Consider the following 22411-nt stretch of genomic DNA (forward strand, 5'->3'; position numbering starts at 1 on the left):
TTATTTCTCAGAAGGTCCGTTATAAACACATGCACTCGTGCAGGTTTCGTTTAAAGTGATCTTGTATAAAAGAGAAAGTTGAGGTTTCAGTTTTTTCCACAACCAGATGCTGATATTCTCGCTGGTTGGATTTTCTAAACCTTCGATTTCGTTTAGAAGATAATGATCTAAATAGTTTTCGAGTAAAGGTTTAACAACCTTGCTGACTTCTGCGAAGTCCATCAACCAACCAGTTTTTTCGTCTACCGTACCTTTTAGATGTAATTTGAATCGAAAGCTGTGGCCATGCATCCTTCTACACTTATGACCTTCCGGAACATTCGGTAAGAAGTGAGCGGCATCGAAACGAAATTCTTTAGTAAGTTCTATTTCTTCCATTTAGATGTTGGACGAATGATTGATTCTGAAAAATGAAAGTCCGGTTTCGGAGTACCGATCCGGGAAATACGCGGACCGACTTTGTAAAGTCGGTCAAGAAAGATCAGTAGCGGATTACTTTTTAACCAGTTCTTTCAGGATTTCCTGTTTTTTCTGGTCCTTCTGAAATTCGTTTAATACCAGCCACTCACGTTTGATTTGTTTCTCGTTAATACCTTTTGCTTCCGCGTATTTTTTGAGAAGTTTAGCTGTTTTTTGGTTCATACCAACCAAAATCCGGGCCGTTTCCCCACTGTCAAGTATAGACTGCTGACAAGTAGACGCCATAGGAAGTGGGCCTTGTTATTGGAGGAAATGGGACTGTATGATTATGTCTCGTTATATATGACATTGTTTATAAGTATTATTGGAGTTCCAATAAGTGAGGGGGCGGCTCCTCACTTCGTTCGGACCGGGCTACTTCGGGTTCGCTATTGCTCATCCGGGCCTCGCCCGGACTAAAGCCCTGCGTATCCCTTCCGCAGCGACCCTAGGGAGCGAGGAAACGACCGCTTAGATCTTATTCCTCACGTTATCTGATTTTTTGATTTTGTCGGATCTTTACATTTTCACGCGAAGGCGCTAAGAAGAGAAGGCATTCGTTTTAGATTTTATGATTCTCTAAAAAACTCTTTTTACCTTAGCGGCTTTGCGAGCCAAAAAGAATACAGAATTGTAGTTTTAGCATTCTTGGTAAGGACATTCTGCTCCTGCGGGTTCTACTTCCACAGTTGCATGAGGGATATGGAATTCTTTAGTGATATTACGGATCTTCTCTTTTAACTTCTGAGCTTGAACAATAGAAGTTTCCTGAACACCTACATGAAGAGTTAGAACATGATAATCTCCGTCCATGGACCAAAGATGAAGATCATGAACTGAACGAACCCCTTTCAATTTTAAGATCCGATTTTCTAATTCTTTTGTATCGATCCCTTCTGGAGAAGATTGAAGATGTAAAAGAAGTATCTTTCTTAAATTGCGGAAGGATTGGATCCCAACCCAAAGAGAAATTGCGATAGATAAAACTGGATCTACCCAAGACCAACCGAATACGATCAAAGCAATACTACCGAAGAATACTGCGACCCATCCTAACACATCTTCCAGAAGATGAAGGAATGCAGTCTTTGCATTCAGACCTGAACTATTCTTTAATTTGAATAATGCAGCTCCGTTTACGATCACACCTAAAATAGAAAGTCCTAACATCCCCCAACCATTAGGAGAACCTGGTTCGTTTAATTTGCTAACCGCAAAGAATAAGATCGCAAATGATCCTAAAAATAGAACAAAAGAATTTACTAATGCAGCAGAAAGACTTAATCTTCTGTAGCCGAATGTGAAGGTTTGTGTTCTTGGTTTTGCAGCAATCTTTTGGAAGATCCAAGCAAGAGCTAAGAAACCACTATCTCCCAGATCATGTAGAGAATCAGAAAGAATTGCTAAACTGTCGAAAAGATATCCGCCTACAAATTCTATCCCTGCAAACCCAAAGTTTAATAGGAATGCAAATAAGAATGCACGGGAATTTTCAGGCATAGAACTAGAATGAGGATCACCCGAGTGTGAATGAGAGTGTCCATGATGATCATCGTGAGAATGATGATGGTGCCCGTGCATGGATCTAAAATAAAGAACATGTGAAAATTCTTCCAGTCACTTTTTTAGAAATTGGTTGCAGGATAACGGGTTCTCTTTATCGATAAGAGCTGGTATGAGTGAAAATTCAAAAGAACAAGAGCTTGCGATCATCGCAAGAGAAGTGGCTCCTTGCGTTCGATGTAAATTGAATACGACTCGGACCCAAACCGTTTTCGGAGAAGGAAATCCGAACGCTGAAGTCATGTTCATAGGAGAAGGTCCAGGCAAACAAGAGGACCTGACAGGCAGACCATTCGTAGGAAAAGCAGGAGAATTATTAACTAGAATTATAGAAAGAGGGATGGGAGTTTCAAGGGACAGTGTTTATATTGCGAACGTCACTAAGTGCAGGCCTACAGTAGATCTAAAATTCGAAAAAGACAGACCGCCCGAAGATGATGAAGTAATCGCATGTTCTCCTTTTTTACTCAGACAAATTTCTATCATACAACCTAAAGTGATCATTACCTTAGGAAACCCTTCCACTAGATTCATTTTAAGAACAAAAGAAGGGATTACTAAACTCAGAGGGCATTGGGGAGATTTTCATGGAATCCCTGTTATGCCTACTTATCATCCAAGCTACGTCATCCGCAACGGTGGGGAGAATAGCCCCTTAAAAAGAGATGTTTGGGAAGATATAAAGAAGGTCTTGGACAAACTAGATTGGAAACGTCCGGGATAAACTATCAGATTTACTTTTTAAGCGATGTCGGAACTCCAACATCGCATTTTCAAAACTAGGTTTTGTATTATTCTCCCTTCTTCTTAGCTAACCAATCTGCGATCTTCTGATAGATATCAGAAGGAGCGGATTCATGTGCGAATAAAGAAAGGTGATCGTAGTCTATCTTTCCACCATTATCACGTCCTGCTTCGAAGAATTGAGTGAATCCTCTTTTTCTGCGATAAACTGGATGAATAGATTCTGAAGTTGCAACATTGTCTAACTTGCCTGCGACGAATAGAGTAGGAAAGTCCATTAACTCGAAGTCTGCCCAAACTTTTGGATTTTCCTCTAAGGAAGGAAGATAATTCCATAATGTTTGGTAAAGATATAAGGTTGTAGGATTATCTTCATCTAAAGAGATAAATCTAGAACAGAAACTATCTTTGTTCTTACAAGAATTGGATAGATCAGTTCCGAATCGTTTCTCTTTTTTCATATCATCTATGAAACTATCGTTATACTTATAATCCATTCCAGTTCCTAAAAAGAAAACCTTAGAGATTGCTGGATCTTTTTTGGATCGGATATAATGAAGGATTGCCTGGCCTCCAACTGAGACCCCGCCTAAAATATAATCTTTACGATTGCTTAAACCCTGGACCTGAGAGACTGCTTGAGGGATCAGCTTTTCTCCCACTTCTTTCAGATCTAATCCTGGATATACTTCGAAATGTAAAAGGAAAACTGAAAACCCGTTTCCACTTAACACTCCGATTAGTCCGTTATAATCTCCGAGATACAAAGACTTTTTATTCACAAGGATCGGATCCAAAAGTAGAACCGGTGGATAATCAGAACTATGTTTTAAAAAGTTTGTGAGATAAACGTTAGATGCTATATTTGCAGTTTGATTCTTAAAAGTTTCTTCTGTGATCACTGCATATCGAGTGCAGGAGAAAAGTAGAAAAATGGAAAATAAGAAGAATATGATTTTATTTTTGAATTTCATTTTATGATCCGGAATTAATTTCTTTTGTTTAACCAATGGATGATCGTAGGAAACACTTCGTCATCCGCCTTCTTTCCTACTACTAGGTCAGTGTGACCGTAGTCTTCTGAAAAACCTTTTCCTTTAGATAATACGAATAAAGTTTTATCTGCAGAACCCAATTGGTCATAAACATATCTGAGAGAATATGTGAATCCCAATTTGTCCCTTCTACCCGCAACGAGTAATACAGGGATCTTAATATTTCCGAAAGCTTGTGAATAGATAAGTTTTCCATCTTCGGAGCGAAATTGTCCTGTCTCTACGATCTTATCCATCTGCCTTGCTTCTCTTTTAGAAACTGTTGCGATGGAATCAGTGAAGATCCCGGATACAATTTTAGGTTCTATATTTGGTGCGTGCCAGAATACTTCTTCGAAACTTCTTTTAGGAAAGATAGGGAACCCAGTTCCTCCTCTGACTCCAGACCAAGTTTCTGTAGGAACAGCAGGCCATAAATTTAGCGCCCAAGTAAAACTGGACCATAATTTTAAAGCATCAGATGGAGGATCCATGATCGCAGGTGAGCCGATCGCTACGAAGTTAGCTACTCTGTTCTCACCTAAACTTCCGAGTCTTGCGTATTGGAGCATTCCTCCCATACTATGACCGATCCAGTTTACTTTTTCTTTGCCTGTGCTCTTAAGAACATATTGGATCGCAGCATCTGCATCTTGTTTGATATAATCGTCGATCGAATAATCAAAAGTTTTATCTCCCCAGAATAAAGAAGGAGATCCAGCTTCTTGTTTTCCTCTTAACTCTAAAAGCCAAACATCGTAACCTTCTTTTTGAAGATGTGCTACTATGGATGACTTTTCATTGATCTTAAGATAGATACGATTCGCTATAAATCCGTGACAGAGTATCACAGGATATTTTTTATTAGCGGTTCCTTGCAGAGGAGGAAAATGTTCTAGAGTGATGTCCCAGCCATCTGAGGTCTTTGGATGAAGGATCTCTCCTTTTAACGCGATATTCGCGGAACAAGAAACGATTAGCGGTAAGCATACGAAGAATGCGAAAAGAAAACGAAGCATACCCGCGATCCTCCTTCTTGCCGAAATGGAATCAAGGAAAATTCAAAACTTAATTTTAAGTAAAGAACGATGTTCGTATTAGTTGATACGGAGAAAATTTAGAAAGGAGTCCACTGACTTCTTCACAGTTGGAAAAAATCGGATCTTATGAAGTAACGGATTCCACCAACCAGTCGTAATACAAAAATACGTATCGTATGGAGCCGTATGATGTATTTTATGATGCTCTGGAGAAAGTATCCAACGCTTTTTTTGCATATATTTAATAAGTTTATTCGGCTCGTCTTGGTGGGCCCATTTATGGATCTGATTAGTGAAGAAGATCCCGACTAGCACAAGTATCCAAAATGTTCTGGCCCAAGGAAAATTCCCGTTCTCTAAAGGAGCATAAAAACAATACAGAAGAATGGGAAGTGATACTAGACAATTGTTCCCGTTAGTCTCCACAAAATCATGTCGAGTGATCCCTTTTGGGTCCACATGATGATCTCTAAAAGGAAAAATAAAAGCGGGTCCAATATAAGGAGTGAATTCGTTCCCGAAACTATCTCCTAAAAAATGAACAAAACCGGAAAGAAAGTCTGCAGTAATATAAGCTATGAATAAGAGAACTACAAGTCCAGATAAGAATATCCAGGGAGAATCCTGAAGAACCGATAAAAATAATATTCCGAACTCATACAGACATAGTCCTGAAAAAACTAAGAATAAGAAGATACTTAGAACTTCCACGAGTCTATGGATCTTAAAAGGAGAAGGGAATAAAATTCTCAGGAAGTTCATAGTTATTATTTATATGCTATGTTTCGGTTTGCAAAATTTTTTTTGCCTGATCTGTTAACTCAGTAGAAAAAAGGACCGTTTTAAAACCGATACATAAGAGACAAATCGATTAAGAATTTAGATATTTTGGATTAATGGAAAGTTCTCGATTCTTTGAATTTTATTCGGATTTTTAAATCCCGCTTTCCAATCTCGCCTAAGAAATCCATATTTGAAAGTCCGCAGCATTAAGTATGATTTTACGACGTCTTAAAAGATTTATTTATCCACCATTATCCGCTGATCCTGAAAAAGACGTTTCGATCAAACTTCTTTATGGTCTGATGTATATCACCTTCACAGTTGCGGTTTTATATAGGATTATTCATCCGCTCGTCTCTGAAAAACCTAAGAATACCTATTATTCTTTCTATATTATTCCTTCTGCAGTGATACTTTGCCACCTTCTTGCTAAATCGGGAAGGGTTAAGCTTGGTGCAAATATCATGATCTTTTTACAATGGCTGGCACTTTGTATCGTGTCTTTGAGAGAAGGTGGAGTTTATGCTACATCATTCACTCAGTTTATGATCATTGTTGTACTTGCCTCTTTGGTTTTGGGACAAGCTGGCTCCTTATTCTATGCGCTTCTTTCCTTCTTTACTGGACTCTTAAGTATTTATTTAAAATCCAAGGGTATGATACCTGCTCCAAATTATCCCACAGGAGAATGGTCCGTATTTATAGGAAATTCAGTGGGCTTATTTATGTCTTGGATCCTGATGAAATTCGGTCTATCGGGATTATCTAAAATACGAGAAGAATTGTCCAGAGCACAGATCCATGCCAAGTTAGGCGGGATCACTCTTAATTTAGAGACTAAGGAAGTAACCTTAACCAAAGAATATCGTATTATGCTTGGAGACAAAGCTGCAAAAGAGTCCAGGACAATGTTTATGGATCAGTTTTTGGAAAAATATGTAGAAGGAGATGATAAGGAAAGGATTGTGGCCGCACTTACAGAAGGAGCAAAACATTTTAATGATCCTTCTTATTCCACTGAATTTATTTTTAGAGCCAAAGGAGATGATGGAAAAACCAGATATATTTTGGCTAAAGGGAAATATAAGGATTCCATAATAGGTTATGGAACTGGCCAAGATATTACTGAAAAACATATCGCGGGCGAAGAGATCAAGGCCAGCCAGGAATTATTCTCTAAAGTATTCAAATTAAGCCCTTATGCTACTTCTATCTCCAACTTCGAAGATGGAAGATATGTTGATATCAACGACGGATTTACCGAATTACTTGGTTTCACAAGAGAGGAAGCGATCGGCCGAACTAGCGTAGAGTTGGGTATTTGGTTGCATGAAACTGAAAGAGAAAATTTTAAGGAAAAGATCAAAAAAGACGGATTCTTATATAATGAAGAAGTAACCTTCAGAAGAAAGGATGGACGTTTGCTCCAGGTGGAATTTTCCACCAGATTTGCGATGATCGACGGAGAAACACGTATGATCAATATGGTAAAAGATATTTCTTCCAAAAAAGAAGCAGCAGAATTAAGGATCTTAAATAATGAAATCTCTACTCAGAATGAATTGATCGAAAAACAAAAAGCAGAATTAGAATCTACACTTGAGTATCTTCAAAAAACCCAAAACCAATTGATAGTCTCCGAAAAGATGGCTTCACTCGGACAGCTTGTTGCAGGGATAGCACATGAGATCAATAATCCGATCGGAGTGATCCGTGCCGCGAACGAATCTGTTAAAAACCATTTTGATCGTGTCTTAGATAGAATGCAAGAGGCTGCTTCCGTCTTGGAAAATCTAGGCAATGAAGCAAAGCTAGAATTCCAAACCTTATTAAAGAAGGGAAGGGCTTACCAAGAAATTATTCCTCCTAAAGAAGTAAGAGCTAAAACTAAAATTTTAGAATCTAGATTGAAGGAACTTGGAATTTCAGAAGCAAGAAATCTAGCAGAAGGTTTGGTAGAAGCAGGATTAGAAGCTGCGTTAGAAGATTTCCCAAAACTATTTATCGGAGAAAAAATCCAACAAGTCATTCAGTATGCTTTGGATGAGATCCAAGCAAGTAGAAGTTCCAAATTGGTGGATATGTCTGTAGACAGGACTTCTAAGATTGTATATGCACTTAAAAACTTTTCTCATTTTAGTAATGGTGGGCCTAAAGCTCCAGTCGATATCAGAGAAAGTATAGATACAGTTCTTACAATCTACCAAAACCAATTAAAGTCTGGAATAGAGATCATTAAAGAATATGAAGCAGGAACTCTCATCGTTCCAGGATACGCTGATGATCTATTACATGTATGGACTAACTTAATTTATAATTCAGCCCAAGCGATGGGGTTCAAAGGAATTCTAAAAATAAACGTAGGCAATAGAGAAAAAGATAAGATCTGCATTAAGATTTCAGATAACGGTCCTGGGATTCCTGAATCCATCCAAGAGAGAATATTCGAACCATTTTTCACAACCAAAGCTCCAGGAGAAGGTTCCGGACTCGGTTTGGATATAGTAAAACGTATCGTGGAAAACCACGGCGGAACAATCGGATTCGAAACTTCTCCTGAAGGTACTGCGTTCTTAGTTATATTGCCTCAGTGAGTTTTCTTTTTTAGAAATTTTTCAATCTTAGGACGGATCACATAATGACAGTAAGGCTGTCCTGGATTTAATCTGAAATAATTTTGGTGATAATTTTCCGCTGGGAAAAATTTCTCTAGTGCAACAATCTCAGTCACGATAGGAGAAGCAAACTTAGGCCCAGCCTCTGATCTGGAAGTTTCTGCAATATCTTTTTGGTTTTGGTTTTCATATAAGATGATACTTCTATATTGAGGCCCTTCGTCGTTTCCTTGTTTGTTTCTTGTAGTAGGGTCGTGAGCTTCCCAGAAAATTTCTAAAATATTTTTGTAGGAGATCTTACTTGGATTGAATCCAACTCGGATCACTTCTGCATGACCTGTGAGTCCTGTACAAATTGATTTATAATTTGGTGCAGGATCATGTCCTCCCGCGTAACCGGAGACAATGGATTCTACTCCATCTACCAATTGGTAGATCGCTTCGACGCACCAAAAACATCCTCCACCTAAAACTGCGTATTCCAGATCTTTTTGTTCCGACATTCCATCCTCCTTTCTTATAGTCCGTCCCAAAATATAGGTTATAGGCGAATAATAAGCCACGGGCTTCAAGAGCCTGGACCTTTTGGGACAGGCTCTTATTAGATTGGATTCCGGTCAGAAAGTCGGATGAAGGAAACATTTTTCCGAATTTCTTCCGAAAAAACGTAAGCAGAAAGCAAGGACTGAGACCGGGACGAGCATGAAGTTCAAACTAATATTAAACCCCAAACCGATCAAAAATAAATCTTGGAAGGCAAAATCTCCCAGAGAATCTATGCCAACCTGCACTTTGATCCTACCAGATAGGTTGTATAAAAATTATCTGAAAAATTGGAAAGGATCCAGACCGGGAGCAACATGTCTCAAAGACTTATTGGAATTGTACGGACCGGATCTTCAGTTTCAAGAGAAACTAAATCCAGATTCTACTATGATGATGTACCAAAAAAAGGAAGAAGGTAGAGGCAAGCAGAAGGACTGGAGTCGACTTAATTTCAGACCCGACCTGCAAGATTGGAATCTATTAGGAAACTATGCAAGAAAACACGGAGTTTCTAAGTGTTATTTGTTTACGTTTTTATTAAATAGATACTTTTCGAATTCTCCTTTGGAGATTTTCAAAAAGAAGAAGGTTGCCTGATCAAAATTTAATCTCTGCTACGGATCGGATGAATAGGTTGTCCTGAACTTAATTTTGCAATTTCATCTTCTACAGAAACCAATCTATGGATTGTAGTATTTAGAAGGAGCGAAAAGAATTTAGGATTCGTTTGTCCGATCCTATAGAACATTTCCTGATCCAAGATACCTATTTTTGCTTTTTCAGTGATCACTCTTGCGGTTGCAGCTCTTGGTACATTATTAATTAATGCGATCTCTCCGAAAAAGGATCCAGGTTCTAAATTGCGGATCACTCTTTCTTCTCCGTCATAAGACTTCCTGATTTCCAGAGCACCTGTGAAAACAAAATACATCATTCCGTTAGAAGGATCTTTTTCTTTAAAGACATCTTCTCCTGCAAGATAGGTTTTAACGGATACGTTATTAATGAATTCTAAAATATTAATTCCCATCTTATACTTCCTTATTTACTACCGCTTCTGCAGAAGTTTCTTCTTGTGTAGTTTCAGAGTTTGTTGTTTCGGAAGTTTCTGAAACAACTGTTTCATTTTCTGAGCCAGGTTCTACAGCTGGTTTGGATTCTTCTTCTTTTTTGTGGATCTCTGTATAAAGAGCTTCGAGTTTCATCTCCGCTCGATTCAGTTTTTCGAAAGTGTTTTTAAGAAGTAAAAGAAGGAATTGAGGACTTGTTTTTTCTAACTTTTCGAAAACGCCCTTATTTAGGACTCCAAGTTTTGCAGAAGGAGAAAGAACTTGGACCGACATTGCTCTTGCTCTTCCTGAAATCAAAGCGATCTCTCCGAAAAATTCTCCAGGAAAAACTTCTTTGATGGATTTGTCCCCTGCGTCCGGGCGATTTTTGCTGACCTTTAAATGCCCTTGGAAAAGAAAATACATGTTTCCATCGGATTCTTCTCCTTCTTTGAATATGAAGGAATCTTTGGGATAAACCCGGGTAAAAACACTATGAACGAAATCTAAAATGGTCGGCATTTTATGTAAGACGGCAAAAATCCTACATATCCAAACCAGATCCGAATTTTTTCACAGATCAATTTTGATGAGTCGTTCTAAAATAACGTTCGACCAGATTTCAGTCGAATCCGTCCAAGCTTGCCAGCGCTAGAAAAGAGAGCATAAAACTTATATAAACTATAATTTGAAATGCTGCAGTAGAGATCAAATAAATGGATCTGAATTTTAAACCAATTGTTCTAGTCAGATAATTTTCCCAGCTTGCAACAAGGATTATAGGAATAGCCATTAGAAGTTCTGGAGTGCTGATATCTGTCTTAAACAAACTTCCAAGTTTGGAGCCGATCAGAAATAAAACAAGGCTTACAAAACTGAAAAGTAAAGCTTCAACACTTCTTAAACCTTCTTGCTCTTCTGAAAACTTTTCCAGGAATAAATTCCGAAAAGAAGCAATTCCTGCATTATATAAAATTAATACAGTAATTACTAACCAGATTAGTCCTATAATCTCAGTATTTGTTGCAGATGCCTGGCTTCTCAAAGTGGGAGAAGAATAAGTCACCACAAAAATGAATATAGATATTGCGGAAACTATGGATAGAATGAATAGGATTAGAACAGGATTTAAAAATTTAGACTTCAATTGCGCCTTCCGGTTTCGGAAAGGATCAAACTCTCTATAATTTCAGCAAGGAAAAGATAATATTATAAAGAAAGGCCGCCTATTTTAAGTAAGGCGGCAAATACAAATAACGCTTCGAATTAATAAACCTTATTCAAAAAAAAATATACACGGAGTATAAATTCTTTAAACTTAGGTTCGATCTTTAATTCCCTTTTCTTAAAATTAAAAAGGAGAGTCCCTGCCTATCTAATAGAACCGAATGGAATGATTTATATGTACTATAATCCAAAATCGCTAGGTTCTTGGTTTGGTCCGCAGCAGCGTTTAATGAGAAAGGGATCCAAGGTTTGAACAGATTTGTTTGGTTTAGTCCAAACTCTGACTGGTTTACTCCCGAAAGAACAGGGATCGGTTTTTCTATAAAAGTAGAAAGACCGCTAGAGAATGGAAAAAGTGGAGCAGAATCCAAACCAGGAGAATAGATAATCGGTTCTATTGGAGAGATAAGTCCGTTATCTGCAAGAACTGCAATATCAAGTTCAGATAAATGTCTAAGAACATCTCCTACCTTTCCACCCAACAAATCATCAGAGAATAAAGAACGAGCAGCACCTAATAGAAGTAAGTCGATCTCCTTACTTTTTGCGATCTCTACTATTCCTGGAACAATCCAATCGGAAGGAAATCCTACAGTTTCAAAACTGAATTCGGAACCTGCAGCTTCTTCTCGAACTGCTTGGAAAATTTCATCTTCTTCTAATATGGGAAATCCTTCTGATTTAGATTCCACCGAAACGACATGTAATGCTACTATAGAAAGATTCTCTTTGGATTTGGAGAATAGGGCCCTTGTTAGCCCGAAAAGTTTTGCTCCCATCTTGGGATTGGCAAAAGAAATTAGAACTTTCATTTTCGCCTCCTAGGTTATAATTTCCCCGGAACTATTTCACTGGATGAAAAAATCCCAGGGTCAGAATGAGCCGGGAAGATTGGAAGGTTACTCCTGTCTTCTCTCCATGCTTACGAAGTTAGCTGACGGGCTAGGAAAGAGAGATTTCCCCCGTTAGAAACGGTTAGCCCCAAAATTTGGTTCCTCCGCTCCGACTTCTGTCGGATTAAGCAGACTCTGATTGAAGTGTAGCTGGAAAAACGAATTTGTCAAGTAGTAGATTGAAGTGATTATATAACTACTACAAGACAAGTAGCGTAAATAAACTCGGGTTTAATCTAACTTTCGTTAATTACTCAAGATAAGAACAGCAATAGTCGCTGAGCTTTTTAACGTTCAGTTTGAATTTGGAATTTGCAGGAACTTCAAAAGATTGGCCGCCTTTGATTTCCTTCCATTCAGGATTTCCAGGTAATTGTACCAAAAGATCTCCATCTAAAATTTCCATAATTTCTTTATCGTCTGTTCCGAACTCGTATTCTCCAGGCATTAAAATACCTAGTGTCTTTTTTTCTCCGTTAGAGAATAATACAGTTCTACTGGTGACTTTGCCGTCAAAGTATACGTTTGCTTTTTTGATTACTGTTACGTTCTCGAATTGTTGCATTATAGAATCAAGCTCCGATGCTAAAATTTAGAACGGAGCATAGAACGATACAAAATAATTTCTTATTTGGAGGTCAACCAACGCATTCCTTCTTCTCTTGAAGGAGTATTGATCAGATCTATATTCCCAGCTTTCATGGACTTAGTATCTATAGAAAGTTCGGATAATACTGATTGAGGTATCACGATTGCAATCTTTCTCAAAGGAGAAGCAATTGCTTTTGGGAACCAGGTTTCGTTTACCCAGGTTTGTGCTTCTGAAGAAACAATTCCCATATTAGATGTGTCTGCCATCCATTTGGTAACTTGCTTTTCCCTTACAAGCTCCAGGCCCTTCTCCAACATTTCTCTGTAACCTTCGTAACTGAAATTTTCGGTCCATACGATCTCAACCAGATCATGTTTTTTAACATAATATAGTTTTCCGATCGCAGCCGTGAATTTTAGCTCGTGGGTTTTGGAATCAAAGGTCTTTTCAGCTACTTTTGCTTTTGCAGCAATTCGGAACATTTCTACTGTGCTTCCGAGCTTGTTTGCAGTATTAGAGATTTCTAAAATTCTTTCCGCCAAAGAGTCACTGTTTTCTGAGTTACTTACAGCTAAATTACTAATAGAAGAAACTGAATCCACAACTTCCCTTGTTGCAGTATTATGCTCTGTAACTGCATTTCTGATCTCATCTGAACGTTTAAGAACAAAATCAGCTTCTTTTAAAACTGAGTTCCTGAGTTCTTGCTGAGAATTGACCGCGGCTTTCACTTCTGTAATCTGCGCGGACATTCTATCAATTGTTTCTATAATTTCTTGGATCTCTTTTGTAGTGATCTGGATCCTTTCCAAACCTTGGGACATATCGTCTTGGTTTTTTTTCACCAATTCATTGATACTTCTTACACTTAAAGCGGTTCTTTCTGCAAGTTTAGAAACCTCGTCGGCAACTACAGCAAAACCTCTTCCTGCTTCACCAGCTCTTGCTGCTTCAATTGATGCGTTAAGCGCTAACATATTGATTTTTTCGCTGATATCTGCAATATTCCCGATAGTTTTAGTAATCTCTTTCGAACTTTTAGAAAGATTGTCTATGGCCTGTCCCATATAATTTAAAGATTGGGAACCCTTCTCCGCACGCTTTGAAATATCTTCAAAAGAAACTAAGGTCTCGTCTACTTGGCCTTTTGTTTTTTCAATTGCAGAAGAAAGTTTTTCTACTTCTGAAACCAAACTCCCCATACTGTTTGCATTTTCTCCCGCGATAGAAGAGATTGAAGTTGCTACTCCAGAAATTTCTTCGATAGAGGCGGAGACTTCTTCCGTTGCGGCTGATTGAGATTGTATATTAGAGCCGAAGTCCAAAACAACAGTTCTCATTTCTCCAGATTCTGTAGAAAGATTTTCTGCGGTGCTTCTGATCAATCCGATCAACTCAGATTGGCCTTGTAACATTCTATGAAAACTTTCGTAAAAATCAAAAAGTAGATCTTTTGAATTTGTTTCTATTCTGGCAGTTAGGTCACCTTTACTGACCTTCTTGAATGAATCTTGTATAGTTTGGAATGTACTAGCAAGCCAGGTGCCTGAAAAAATTCCCATGCAGAGAGAAAAGAAAACTCCTATTCCCGCTGAGATAGAAGCAGCGAGTCCGAATTTTTCCGCAGGAAGAATTCCTAAAAAATAGAATGTTCCGAGTATAGAACCTAAAACCAAAGAAGTGAAAATGGAGTAAGAGAAAAAATAATAAAGCCTAAGTTTGAATAACATTGAGATTCCTTTCTGTATAGGACGGAGAACTTATTTTGGAACCTATTCTAAGTCAGTCTTAAATTGAAAATAGATCCGAATCCTCGGGACCTTCTTCTTTTCTTTTAAAAGTATAAGGGGAGAAGTTTCACTGTTTGGAAACCTTATTTATATCCCTTATGGGATATTTTATGTTTATTTTTTCTGTCAGACAGGCGCCGGGATTGCTTAAAATCCAAAATTCTTGACTTTTTTAGAATCTTACGGAAACTTGAGAGATACTTTGGCACTCTAACTTGCAGAGTGCCAATAAGAATAGATATGGAACTATCCCAAAGACATAGGATGATCCTTAAGGCCACTGTGGATGAGTTTATACAAGAAAACCGTCCAGTCGGCTCTAAAACCTTATTCGATAAACATGATATAGGTTTATCCCCGGCATCTATACGTACAGTTCTTAAAGAATTGGAAGAGATGGGGTATCTTGCTTCTCGCCATACTTCCGGGGGAAGGATCCCAACAGAGATAGGCTACCGATTCTATGTGGATTCATTAGTGGTTCTTTATGAGTTAACCATTAAGGAAAAACAAAGGATCCAGGAAGAATATCTGAAAATGCAGTTCAAACTGGATCAGATCCTGAAGGCGACTGCAAGTGTTCTCGCAAGTCTTTCTAATTCTGCGGGTGTGGTTTTAGGACCAGCCAAAAGTTTGGACACCCTCAAACATGTGGAATTGATCCATGTTCATGGGGACGAGGTCCTGATGATCATGGTAATGAGATCCGGAGCGGTATTAAACCGGAGCGTTTTCTTAGATAGGAATTATAGCCAAGAGGAATTATACCAGATCTCAAAGTATCTGAACGATAACGCGAAAGGTTATGATATGTTCGAGATCCAAGAGAAGGTAATCCCTTCTCTTCTGTTGAGAAAAGACGGACCATTAGATTTTTATAAAGTATCTGAAGTGATCTCTTCTGCAATGACACCGGATAATTCAGAAGTTTCTTTATATATAGATGGTCTCAAAAATTTATACGGAAGATTTAAGGACGAAGAGGAACAACTCAACCAGGTTCTCTCCCTGCTGGATGATAAAAGATTCCTCACCGGAATGTTCGGGGACTATCCTGAACATGATGGAGTGTATACTGTTATAGGAAAGGACGGGGACGGAAGAATGGGTGGTGTGAGTATCATCACTTCCGGATATAGAATGGGAGAAAAACGGATAGGTGCTATGGGGATCATAGGTCCTCAGAGAATGGATTACCATAGAGCACTTCCACTTGTGGATTTTACTTCGAAATTAGTTTCGGAGATGATCACGCGTATTAGTAAGTAGTAATGAACCATGCAAGGAAATGATAGAGAGATGAGTCAAGAAGAAGCGGTCGCAACGCCTACCGGGGAAAATTTGGATGATTCCCAAAAACCGGAAAGTGTAGAGGAAACTTTACGTAAGGAATTGGATATTGCGAAAAAAGAGATCGAATCCTTAAAAGATTCTTGGACCAGAGAAAGAGCTGAGTTCCAGAATTATAAAAGAAGATCCGCACAAGAATTTTCTAATATTAAAAGGGAAGCAGTCAAATCTCTGGTAACAGAATTTTTGAATCCTATTGATAATTTGGATCGTGTAGCTTCGGGCGTAAACGTTACGGAAGAATTAAAACCTTTCGTGGACGGTGTATCAATGATCCAAAAGGAATTTTATTCCGTATTAGAAAGATCCAATGTATTCAGGCAATATCCACAGGGAGAATCGTTTGATCCAACTTTAATGGAAGCATTGTCTTCTGAAGAAGGGGATCAATACAAAGAGGAAACTGTGATCGAAGTTTATCAGGCAGGATTTTATATTAAGGAAAATGAAGATAAGTTCTCCTTAAGACCTGCAAGGGTAAGGATCGGAAAACCCAAAGCTTAAGCTTTGGACCTTAGGTGCGTTGGCACCTTGAATAGAACGAATTAAATCATGAATAACCGCCGGGAAGGATCCAAGGGCGGAAGGAGAAACCAAAATGTCAAAAGAGAAGATTATCGGAATCGACTTAGGAACCACAAACTCTTGCGTTTCCGTAATGGAAGGTGGAGACCCGGTAGTAATCCAAAACTCCGAAGGTGCTAGAACTACTCCGTCTATCGTTGCTTTTACCGCTAAGGGAGAAACTTTAGTAGGCCAGTTCGCAAAGAACCAAGCAATTACGAATGCGGTAAATACAATCCGTTCTGCAAAAAGATTTATAGGACGCAGATTCAACGAGACCGAACAAGAGTTGAAGCACGTTTCCTATAAAGTGATCAAAAGTGGAAACGACGGATTAAAATTTGAAACTGCTACTGGAGAGTTCACTGCTCAAGAGATCTCTGCTCGTGTTCTTCAAAAGATGAAACAAACTGCAGAAGATTATCTTGGTCAAAAAGTAACCAAGGCAGTAATTACTGTTCCTGCTTATTTCAATGACGAACAACGTCAGGCAACTAAAGACGCAGGTAGAATTGCAGGTTTAGAAGTAGAAAGGATTATTAATGAACCTACTGCTGCTGCACTTGCTTACGGTTTCGATAAGAAGAAGAGTAATGCAAAGATCGCTGTGTACGACTTGGGAGGAGGAACCTTCGACGTTTCTATCCTTGAGTTGGGAGATGGTGTATTCGAAGTAAAATCCACTAATGGTGACACTCACTTAGGCGGGGATGATTTCGATATGGTCATCATGGAATGGATGATCGAAGAATTCAAAAAACAATACGGGATCGATATCTCTCAAGATAAAAATACAGTTCAACGTTTGAAAGAAGCTGCGGAGAAGGCGAAGATCGAACTTTCCGGAACCATGTCTACTCAAGTGAACCTTCCATTCATCACTGCTGATGCAACTGGACCAAAACACTTGGATATGAATCTTACTAGAGCTAAGTTTGATCAGTTGACTGGCCGTTTAGTAGACAGAACTCGTATCCCGTGTGAGAACGCGCTACGTGATGCTGGCTTAAAAGCTTCCGATATCGACGAAGTAATATTAGTGGGAGGATCCACTCGTATCCCTGCGGTCCAAGAACTTGTAAAAGGAATTTTTGGAAAAGAACCAAATCGTTCCGTAAACCCTGACGAAGTAGTAGCAATCGGTGCTGCTATCCAAGGTGGAGTTTTAGCGGGAGAAGTTTCTGACGTTCTTTTATTGGATGTAACTCCACTTTCACTCGGTATCGAGACTTTGGGTGGTGTGATGACCAAGTTGATTGAAAGAAACACTACGATCCCAACTAAAAAATCTCAAGTGTTCTCTACTGCTGCAGATAATCAAAATGCAGTGTCTATCCATGTTCTCCAAGGAGAAAGAGATATGGCTGCAGGAAACCGTACACTCGGAAGATTCGATCTAATCGGAATTCCACCTGCACCTAGAGGAGTTCCTCAAATCGAAGTTACATTCGATATCGATGCGAACGGAATCGTGCATGTTTCTGCAAAAGATCTGGGAACTAGCAAAGAACAAAAGATACGTATTGAATCTTCTTCCGGACTAAGCGAAGACGAGATCTCTAAAATGGTAAAAGATGCGGAAGCTCATGCTGCTGCTGATAAGGCCGCGAGAGAACTTGTAGAAGCTAAGAACGAGCTAGATACAATCACTTATTCTTTGGAAAAAGCGGTTACTGATGCCGGTGACAAACTTTCTGACAGCGAAAAACAATTGGCGAATGATGAGATCAAACGTGCAAGAGAAGCGATCGAGTCAGGTGAGATCGGCCGTATCAACGCTGCGAAAGAATCCATCACTAAGAGAGCTTCGGAAATAGGTTCTAAAATTTATTCCCAAGGTGCTCCAGGTCAGGAAGCAGGTCCAGGACCTAACGGTGCGGGACCAGGAGAAGGCGCAGACAATTCCCAAGCTAAGGAAGAAAAGGTCGTGGACGCCGACTATACCGTAGTGGACGATGAGAAAAAGTAACTAAGACATGAGTGACAAAAGTTACTACGATATCCTCGGAGTTTCCAAATCCGCGACTGATGAAGAGATCAAGTCTGCGTATCGGAAGTTAGCTATCAAATATCACCCTGATAAGAATCAGGGTGATAAAGCTGCTGAAGAGAAGTTTAAGGAAGCTACCGAGGCCTACGAAGTTTTAAGAGACGCCAATAAACGTCGCATGTACGACCAATACGGTAAGGCCGGAGTGGGTGCAGGCGCACAAGGCGGATTTGGTGGAGGAGCATATACTGACTTCTCCGATATCTTCGGTGATTTCGGAGATATCTTTGGCGACTTCTTCGGAGGAGGAAGAGGAGCTGGCGGCGGTGCTCGCAGATCAGGTCCAGGGCGCGGTTCAGATCTTCGTTATAATCTAGAAGTTTCCCTCGAAGACGCGGCTCTAGGCAGGGAATATAAAATCGAAATTCCAAGACTAGAAACCTGCGTAGATTGCGGAGGTTCCGGTGCGAACAAAGGAAGCACTCCTGCTACTTGTCCGGACTGCGGTGGTTCAGGACAGATCCGTAGAACTCAGGGCTTCTTCTCCGTTGCTACTACCTGCGGTACTTGTCGTGGAAAAGGTACAATCATCTCTAACCCATGTAAGACCTGTCATGGACAAGGCCTAGTAGAAAAAAGACGTACCATCAATATTAAGATCCCACCTGGTATCGAATCCGGCAGCAGACTAAAAGTTTCCGGAGAAGGGGAAGCAGGACCTAACGGTGGTCCTCATGGCGATCTATATGTGGTAACACATATTAAGAAACATGAATTATTCGAACGCCAAGCGAACGACTTGATCTTGAATAAAAAGATCAGCCTAACACAAGCAATTTTAGGCGGAGACATTGAAGTCCCAACCATAGACGGCAAAAAGGTGAAGATGAAAATTCCGGAAGGAACTGAATCAGGCCAAGTGTTCCGTCTGAAAGGTCATGGTATTCCGTATCTAGGCGGATATGGAAAAGGGGACCAACATGTGATCGTTCGCATTGAGATCCCTAAAAAACTGACTAGACGACAAAGAGAATTGATCGAAGAATTTGCCCGCGAGTCCGGAGAGTCTGTTTCCGGTTCTAAGGGTAAAATTTTTACGAACAAGTAATATCCACAAAAAGGAAGTTTCATGACTAACAAAGTCAAGATCGGAGTAATCGGAACAGGCCATATGGGCCAATACCACGTTAACGTGGCAAAAACATTAAGCGATGCGGAGTTGATCGGTATTTACGACTCCGACTCCGAAAGAGCCTCTCAGATGGCGGAAAAACATAAAACTTCCGCCTTCTCCACTGTAGACGATCTGATCAAACATACTGATTCAGTGATCATTGCGGTTCCTACATTCTTACATCATGAAATAGGTAAGAAGGCGCTCCTTGCAGGCAAACATGTTTTAGTAGAGAAACCAATTGCAGAAACTTTAGAACAAGCAAAAGAACTAGTGGACCTTGCTTCTAAAAACAATTTGGTCTTACAAGTAGGTCACGTTGAACGATTTAACGGAGCAGTTCTTGAACTCGGAAAGATCGTAACTGAACCTTTATTGATCGAATCCAGAAGATTAGCCCCTTTTAATCCTAGGATTAAGGATGTGGGTGTAGTTCTAGATATGATGATCCACGATATAGATATCGTTTTGAATCTTGTAAAATCTCCCGTCAAATATCTAAGTGCAGTTGGGACCAAAGTGGTTTCCGCTCACGAGGATATTGCTTCCGTTGTTCTTCATTTTGAGAATGGCGCGATCGCGAATATTTCCGCGAGCAGAAATACACAATCCAAAATTCGGACCCTGAATATCACTCAGAAAGATGTGTATATCACATTGGATTTTAGCGACCAAGAGATCGAGCTTCATAGACAAGCAACTTCGGATATTCTACTTAGGACCGGAGAGATCAAGTATCGCCAAGAATCCATTGTTGAGAAGATCTTTGTTCACAAGGATAACCCTTTAAAACAGGAACATGAACATTTTGTAAAATGTATCCTGAAAGAAACGGAACCTTTAGTGGATGGAAGATCCGATATCCAAACTCTGGAGATCGCGTACAAAATTTTGAAAGAGATACATAAAAACTGATCGGGTAGTATGGAAAACGGATTCAGCGGAAAAGTATTAATCTCTAATTCATCTATCGTAACGGATTATTTCAATCGTACAGTGATCCTAATGGTGGAACACGATCAATCGGGTGCATTCGGTCTTGTACTGAATAAAAAGATGGATGTCGCATTAAGTGAAGTGATCCAAGGGATTCCGGAAGGAATAGATGGTTCTTCACCTATCTATTCCGGAGGTCCTGTAGATCCTACATTTGTCTCCATTCTTCACGATAATCCTAAATTAAAACAACCTGGGATCGAAGTTATCCCTGGTGTGTTTCTCGCCAGAAGTTTCGAAGCTCTGGTGGAACTATTAGAACATCCTGATAAAACAAAGTTTAACGTATACCAAGGATATTCTGGTTGGGGAGCTTCTCAACTAGAAGGTGAGATGGAACGTAAATCTTGGGTGGTTCACGATCCGAATGCAGAGTGGATCTTTACAGAAGATCCTGAAGCAACTTGGCAAGAAGCCTTAAAGAGCAAAGGCGGATTGTATAAGTATTTCGTGGAACATACTAAAGACCCAATGTTAAACTAGGACTTTTGACTAAAGAAAGAACCTTCCTTTTCAAGAAGGTTCTTTCGGTGATTTAGGGATCAGAAGCCCTTTTAACTGATCTAATATATGTCCTCCCCCTACTAGTTGGATCTGATTGATTTTTTCACTCAATCTTTCGATATACTCCAACTCTTTTAGTTTGAACAATACTTGATTCTCTTCCATTAGTTTTGCTGTATTCAGTAAACTTCTGGTAGAAGCAGTTTCTTCTCTTCTAGTAATAATATTCGCCTGCGCCTTTTTCTCAGCGATCAAAACCTGATTTAGGATATCTTTTATCTCTCCTGGAAGGATGATATCCTTAACCCCTGCAAATAAAATTTCTAAACCTAAATTTTCAGCATTTGATTTTGCTTTTTCTAAAACAAAGGAACCAATTTCCTCTTTTTTAGTGAGAATTTCATCAAGAGTTAGATTTCCAATATATTCTCTTAAAGCAAGTTGCAAGAAGATATAGATTTGTTCTGAGAAGTCTTTAATCTCTTTAAAAATTTTCTCTGAATTTACTATCCTATAATGAAACACAAAATTGAGACGAAGATTGATCTTATCCTTAGTCATCAATTCTTGGCCGCTAATCTCATGCTGTATTCTGCGAAGATCTAATTTTGGAACAGAAACTGAATTGATCCCTTTCCAGAAATAATATGTTCCCGGCTCTAATAATTTAGAGAAAATTTTCTCTATGAATAAACCGCCGATCTCATGAGGTTCCACAGTGAATGCAGAAACAAATTTGGAAAGTTCAGGCTTCGCTAAAACATTCTTATCTAAATTCTGAGGTATTTCACCCTGGTTTAAATCAAATTTCTGAAAGGTATAATTATGTAATCCCTTCCAATAGAAATGGTTTCCAGGTTCTAAAACTTTTTTAAAAATCCCTTCAGCATAAAGAATAACGATTTCATTATCTTTTACCTCGAAAATTTCCAATTGAGATTTTAATTCTGCGTCTTCTAGATAAATATTCTGCCTTTGATCCGGTGTAAATGGAAGGCTTGCATCTAGGATTTTCACAAAGTCAAAAGGAGAAACAAAATGGTTTCCAGGTAATAATAGTTTTTTATAATCTCCTCTATGAAAGAGAAGGCCTCTTTGGTGTTTTAGTATTCTAGTCATAACAGTAAGTAAAGAGAGGTATCCGTTTGTTCCCGAAATTTGACGGGGAACCTTTTGAGTAGGAATCTTTCTATTTCATTCTTTATCTTTAGTTATATTCCGTAAAACAGAACGAAAGACAAAAAAATCTTAAAAATTTTCATACGGTATCCAAGATTCCGCAAAGTGCTAAGATCAGTTGAATTTTTGGAATATGGTTCCAAAATATCGAACTCCCGAATACCTCCTTTTGAATTTGATTGGTGGGCTTTCGCCCGGTAGATTAACAGTCTACTGCTCGTCCATTGAGCTATTTTGCGCCTTAAGCAAGTGGGATTCGAACCCGTGGAGAAAATCGATTTTTATATTCGGTATACGTATCGGATATATCCGAACGCAC

The 22411-nt window shown here is 39.1% G+C and carries 23 protein-coding genes and 1 riboswitch; of the genes, 9 read left to right on the forward strand and 14 right to left on the reverse strand.

What is annotated here, in order from left to right:
* From queD to EHQ52_RS08970, 3 genes are all read right to left on the reverse strand, one after another.
* The gene (queD, locus tag EHQ52_RS08965) at positions 1–378 is read right to left on the reverse strand and encodes a 6-carboxytetrahydropterin synthase QueD (RefSeq protein ID WP_135614841.1); all 378 of its coding nucleotides are present in this window, start codon (positions 376–378) and stop codon (positions 1–3) included.
* Positions 379–492: 114 nt separating this feature from the next.
* The gene (locus tag EHQ52_RS20070; RefSeq protein ID WP_008594055.1) at positions 493–642 is read right to left on the reverse strand and encodes a hypothetical protein; all 150 of its coding nucleotides are present in this window, start codon (positions 640–642) and stop codon (positions 493–495) included.
* 456 nt (positions 643–1098) lie between these two features.
* Positions 1099–2040: a cation diffusion facilitator family transporter gene (locus EHQ52_RS08970; RefSeq protein WP_135614842.1), complete on the reverse strand. Its 942-nt coding sequence runs from the start codon at positions 2038–2040 to the stop codon at positions 1099–1101.
* Between the two features lie 94 nt (positions 2041–2134).
* On the opposite strand from EHQ52_RS08970, the gene EHQ52_RS08975 reads away from it, so the two are divergent.
* On the forward strand, positions 2135–2746 hold the full coding sequence (locus EHQ52_RS08975; protein ID WP_135614843.1) for a uracil-DNA glycosylase: 612 nt from the start codon (positions 2135–2137) through the stop codon (positions 2744–2746).
* A 67-nt stretch (positions 2747–2813) separates the two neighbouring features.
* Here EHQ52_RS08975 and EHQ52_RS08980 read toward each other — a convergent pair whose 3' ends face one another.
* The 3 genes from EHQ52_RS08980 to EHQ52_RS08990 form a co-directional block, all read right to left on the reverse strand.
* A complete protein-coding gene (locus tag EHQ52_RS08980) occupies positions 2814–3740 on the reverse strand; it encodes an alpha/beta hydrolase (protein ID WP_135614844.1) in 927 nt (308 codons plus the stop codon).
* Positions 3741–3754: 14 nt separating this feature from the next.
* A complete protein-coding gene (locus tag EHQ52_RS08985; protein ID WP_135614845.1) occupies positions 3755–4819 on the reverse strand; it encodes an alpha/beta fold hydrolase in 1065 nt (354 codons plus the stop codon).
* A 78-nt stretch (positions 4820–4897) separates the two neighbouring features.
* Entirely contained in the window at positions 4898–5602 is a 705-nt protein-coding gene (locus tag EHQ52_RS08990) for a fatty acid desaturase CarF family protein (protein WP_167492195.1), read from the reverse strand.
* 233 nt (positions 5603–5835) lie between these two features.
* On the opposite strand from EHQ52_RS08990, the gene EHQ52_RS08995 reads away from it, so the two are divergent.
* Entirely contained in the window at positions 5836–8217 is a 2382-nt protein-coding gene (locus EHQ52_RS08995) for a PAS domain-containing sensor histidine kinase (RefSeq protein WP_135614847.1), read from the forward strand.
* On the opposite strand, the gene msrA is transcribed toward EHQ52_RS08995, so the two are convergent.
* Positions 8211–8741 carry a peptide-methionine (S)-S-oxide reductase MsrA gene (gene msrA, locus EHQ52_RS09000; RefSeq protein WP_135614848.1) on the reverse strand — a complete coding sequence of 177 codons (531 nt, stop codon included), beginning with the start codon at positions 8739–8741 and terminating at the stop codon, positions 8211–8213. The two genes, EHQ52_RS08995 and msrA, sit on opposite strands and share 7 nt — an antisense overlap.
* A 199-nt stretch (positions 8742–8940) precedes the next feature.
* On the opposite strand from msrA, the gene EHQ52_RS09005 reads away from it, so the two are divergent.
* Positions 8941–9381, forward strand: coding sequence for a DUF1564 family protein (locus tag EHQ52_RS09005; RefSeq protein WP_135614849.1), 441 nt, complete (start codon positions 8941–8943; stop codon positions 9379–9381).
* Between the two features lie 7 nt (positions 9382–9388).
* Here the strand turns inward: EHQ52_RS09005 and EHQ52_RS09010 are convergent, their stop codons facing one another.
* The 6 genes from EHQ52_RS09010 to EHQ52_RS09035 all read right to left on the reverse strand — a co-directional run bounded on the left by EHQ52_RS09010 (position 9389) and on the right by EHQ52_RS09035 (position 14275).
* Positions 9389–9814, reverse strand: a complete 426-nt coding sequence (locus tag EHQ52_RS09010; RefSeq protein ID WP_135614850.1) for a cyclic nucleotide-binding domain-containing protein — start codon at positions 9812–9814, stop codon at positions 9389–9391.
* A 1-nt stretch (position 9815) separates the two neighbouring features.
* A complete protein-coding gene (locus EHQ52_RS09015; protein ID WP_135614852.1) occupies positions 9816–10355 on the reverse strand; it encodes a Crp/Fnr family transcriptional regulator in 540 nt (179 codons plus the stop codon).
* Positions 10356–10455: 100 nt separating this feature from the next.
* Positions 10456–10980: a hypothetical protein gene (locus EHQ52_RS09020; protein WP_135614853.1), complete on the reverse strand. Its 525-nt coding sequence runs from the start codon at positions 10978–10980 to the stop codon at positions 10456–10458.
* 184 nt (positions 10981–11164) lie between these two features.
* Complete coding sequence (locus EHQ52_RS09025) at positions 11165–11872, reverse strand: universal stress protein (RefSeq protein ID WP_135614855.1); 708 nt, start codon at positions 11870–11872, stop codon at positions 11165–11167.
* Between the two features lie 93 nt (positions 11873–11965).
* Positions 11966–12094: riboswitch (cyclic di-AMP (ydaO/yuaA leader) on the reverse strand.
* Between the two features lie 109 nt (positions 12095–12203).
* A complete protein-coding gene (gene ppnP, locus EHQ52_RS09030) occupies positions 12204–12518 on the reverse strand; it encodes a pyrimidine/purine nucleoside phosphorylase (protein ID WP_135614856.1) in 315 nt (104 codons plus the stop codon).
* Between the two features lie 62 nt (positions 12519–12580).
* Positions 12581–14275, reverse strand: coding sequence for a methyl-accepting chemotaxis protein (locus EHQ52_RS09035; protein ID WP_135614858.1), 1695 nt, complete (start codon positions 14273–14275; stop codon positions 12581–12583).
* A gap of 300 nt (positions 14276–14575) precedes the next feature.
* Here EHQ52_RS09035 and hrcA point away from each other — a divergent pair, with 300 nt between their 5' ends.
* The 6 genes from hrcA to EHQ52_RS09065 all read left to right on the forward strand — a co-directional run bounded on the left by hrcA (position 14576) and on the right by EHQ52_RS09065 (position 20892).
* On the forward strand, positions 14576–15604 hold the full coding sequence (gene hrcA / locus EHQ52_RS09040) for a heat-inducible transcriptional repressor HrcA (RefSeq protein WP_135614860.1): 1029 nt from the start codon (positions 14576–14578) through the stop codon (positions 15602–15604).
* Positions 15605–15613: 9 nt separating this feature from the next.
* Positions 15614–16189, forward strand: a complete 576-nt coding sequence (gene grpE / locus EHQ52_RS09045; RefSeq protein WP_425269384.1) for a nucleotide exchange factor GrpE — start codon at positions 15614–15616, stop codon at positions 16187–16189.
* 94 nt (positions 16190–16283) lie between these two features.
* On the forward strand, positions 16284–18218 hold the full coding sequence (gene dnaK, locus EHQ52_RS09050) for a molecular chaperone DnaK (protein WP_135614863.1): 1935 nt from the start codon (positions 16284–16286) through the stop codon (positions 18216–18218).
* A gap of 7 nt (positions 18219–18225) precedes the next feature.
* Entirely contained in the window at positions 18226–19347 is a 1122-nt protein-coding gene (gene dnaJ, locus EHQ52_RS09055; RefSeq protein ID WP_135614865.1) for a molecular chaperone DnaJ, read from the forward strand.
* Between the two features lie 21 nt (positions 19348–19368).
* The gene (locus EHQ52_RS09060) at positions 19369–20328 is read left to right on the forward strand and encodes a Gfo/Idh/MocA family protein (protein WP_100722103.1); all 960 of its coding nucleotides are present in this window, start codon (positions 19369–19371) and stop codon (positions 20326–20328) included.
* Between the two features lie 9 nt (positions 20329–20337).
* On the forward strand, positions 20338–20892 hold the full coding sequence (locus EHQ52_RS09065) for a YqgE/AlgH family protein (RefSeq protein ID WP_086447857.1): 555 nt from the start codon (positions 20338–20340) through the stop codon (positions 20890–20892).
* A gap of 30 nt (positions 20893–20922) precedes the next feature.
* Here EHQ52_RS09065 and EHQ52_RS09070 read toward each other — a convergent pair whose 3' ends face one another.
* The gene (locus tag EHQ52_RS09070) at positions 20923–22032 is read right to left on the reverse strand and encodes a slipin family protein (protein WP_135614868.1); all 1110 of its coding nucleotides are present in this window, start codon (positions 22030–22032) and stop codon (positions 20923–20925) included.
* Positions 22033–22411 lie beyond the last annotated feature (379 nt).

This window comes from Leptospira koniambonensis, from assembly GCF_004769555.1.
Taxonomy (GTDB): Bacteria; Spirochaetota; Leptospiria; order Leptospirales; family Leptospiraceae; genus Leptospira_B; species Leptospira_B koniambonensis.

Excerpts from the sequence above, each read along its gene's own strand:
- EHQ52_RS08990 (WP_167492195.1), bottom strand. The coding sequence starts at position 5,602 with ATGAACTTCCTGAGAATTTTATTCCCTTCTCCTTTTAAGATCCATAGA.
- queD (WP_135614841.1), bottom strand. The coding sequence starts at position 378 with ATGGAAGAAATAGAACTTACTAAAGAATTTCGTTTCGATGCCGCTCAC.
- EHQ52_RS09070 (WP_135614868.1), bottom strand. The coding sequence starts at position 22,032 with ATGACTAGAATACTAAAACACCAAAGAGGCCTTCTCTTTCATAGAGGA.
- EHQ52_RS09015 (WP_135614852.1), bottom strand. The coding sequence starts at position 10,355 with ATGCCGACCATTTTAGATTTCGTTCATAGTGTTTTTACCCGGGTTTAT.
- EHQ52_RS08980 (WP_135614844.1), bottom strand. The coding sequence starts at position 3,740 with ATGAAATTCAAAAATAAAATCATATTCTTCTTATTTTCCATTTTTCTA.
- msrA (WP_135614848.1), bottom strand. The coding sequence starts at position 8,741 with ATGTCGGAACAAAAAGATCTGGAATACGCAGTTTTAGGTGGAGGATGT.
- hrcA (WP_135614860.1), top strand. The coding sequence starts at position 14,576 with ATGGAACTATCCCAAAGACATAGGATGATCCTTAAGGCCACTGTGGAT.
- EHQ52_RS09035 (WP_135614858.1), bottom strand. The coding sequence starts at position 14,275 with ATGTTATTCAAACTTAGGCTTTATTATTTTTTCTCTTACTCCATTTTC.
- dnaJ (WP_135614865.1), top strand. The coding sequence starts at position 18,226 with ATGAGTGACAAAAGTTACTACGATATCCTCGGAGTTTCCAAATCCGCG.
- EHQ52_RS09065 (WP_086447857.1), top strand. The coding sequence starts at position 20,338 with ATGGAAAACGGATTCAGCGGAAAAGTATTAATCTCTAATTCATCTATC.
- EHQ52_RS08975 (WP_135614843.1), top strand. The coding sequence starts at position 2,135 with ATGAGTGAAAATTCAAAAGAACAAGAGCTTGCGATCATCGCAAGAGAA.
- EHQ52_RS09060 (WP_100722103.1), top strand. The coding sequence starts at position 19,369 with ATGACTAACAAAGTCAAGATCGGAGTAATCGGAACAGGCCATATGGGC.
- grpE (WP_425269384.1), top strand. The coding sequence starts at position 15,614 with ATGCAAGGAAATGATAGAGAGATGAGTCAAGAAGAAGCGGTCGCAACG.
- EHQ52_RS08970 (WP_135614842.1), bottom strand. The coding sequence starts at position 2,040 with ATGCACGGGCACCATCATCATTCTCACGATGATCATCATGGACACTCT.
- EHQ52_RS09025 (WP_135614855.1), bottom strand. The coding sequence starts at position 11,872 with ATGAAAGTTCTAATTTCTTTTGCCAATCCCAAGATGGGAGCAAAACTT.
- EHQ52_RS08995 (WP_135614847.1), top strand. The coding sequence starts at position 5,836 with ATGATTTTACGACGTCTTAAAAGATTTATTTATCCACCATTATCCGCT.
- EHQ52_RS09010 (WP_135614850.1), bottom strand. The coding sequence starts at position 9,814 with ATGGGAATTAATATTTTAGAATTCATTAATAACGTATCCGTTAAAACC.
- dnaK (WP_135614863.1), top strand. The coding sequence starts at position 16,284 with ATGTCAAAAGAGAAGATTATCGGAATCGACTTAGGAACCACAAACTCT.
- EHQ52_RS09005 (WP_135614849.1), top strand. The coding sequence starts at position 8,941 with ATGAAGTTCAAACTAATATTAAACCCCAAACCGATCAAAAATAAATCT.
- EHQ52_RS08985 (WP_135614845.1), bottom strand. The coding sequence starts at position 4,819 with ATGCTTCGTTTTCTTTTCGCATTCTTCGTATGCTTACCGCTAATCGTT.
- ppnP (WP_135614856.1), bottom strand. The coding sequence starts at position 12,518 with ATGCAACAATTCGAGAACGTAACAGTAATCAAAAAAGCAAACGTATAC.
- EHQ52_RS20070 (WP_008594055.1), bottom strand. The coding sequence starts at position 642 with ATGAACCAAAAAACAGCTAAACTTCTCAAAAAATACGCGGAAGCAAAA.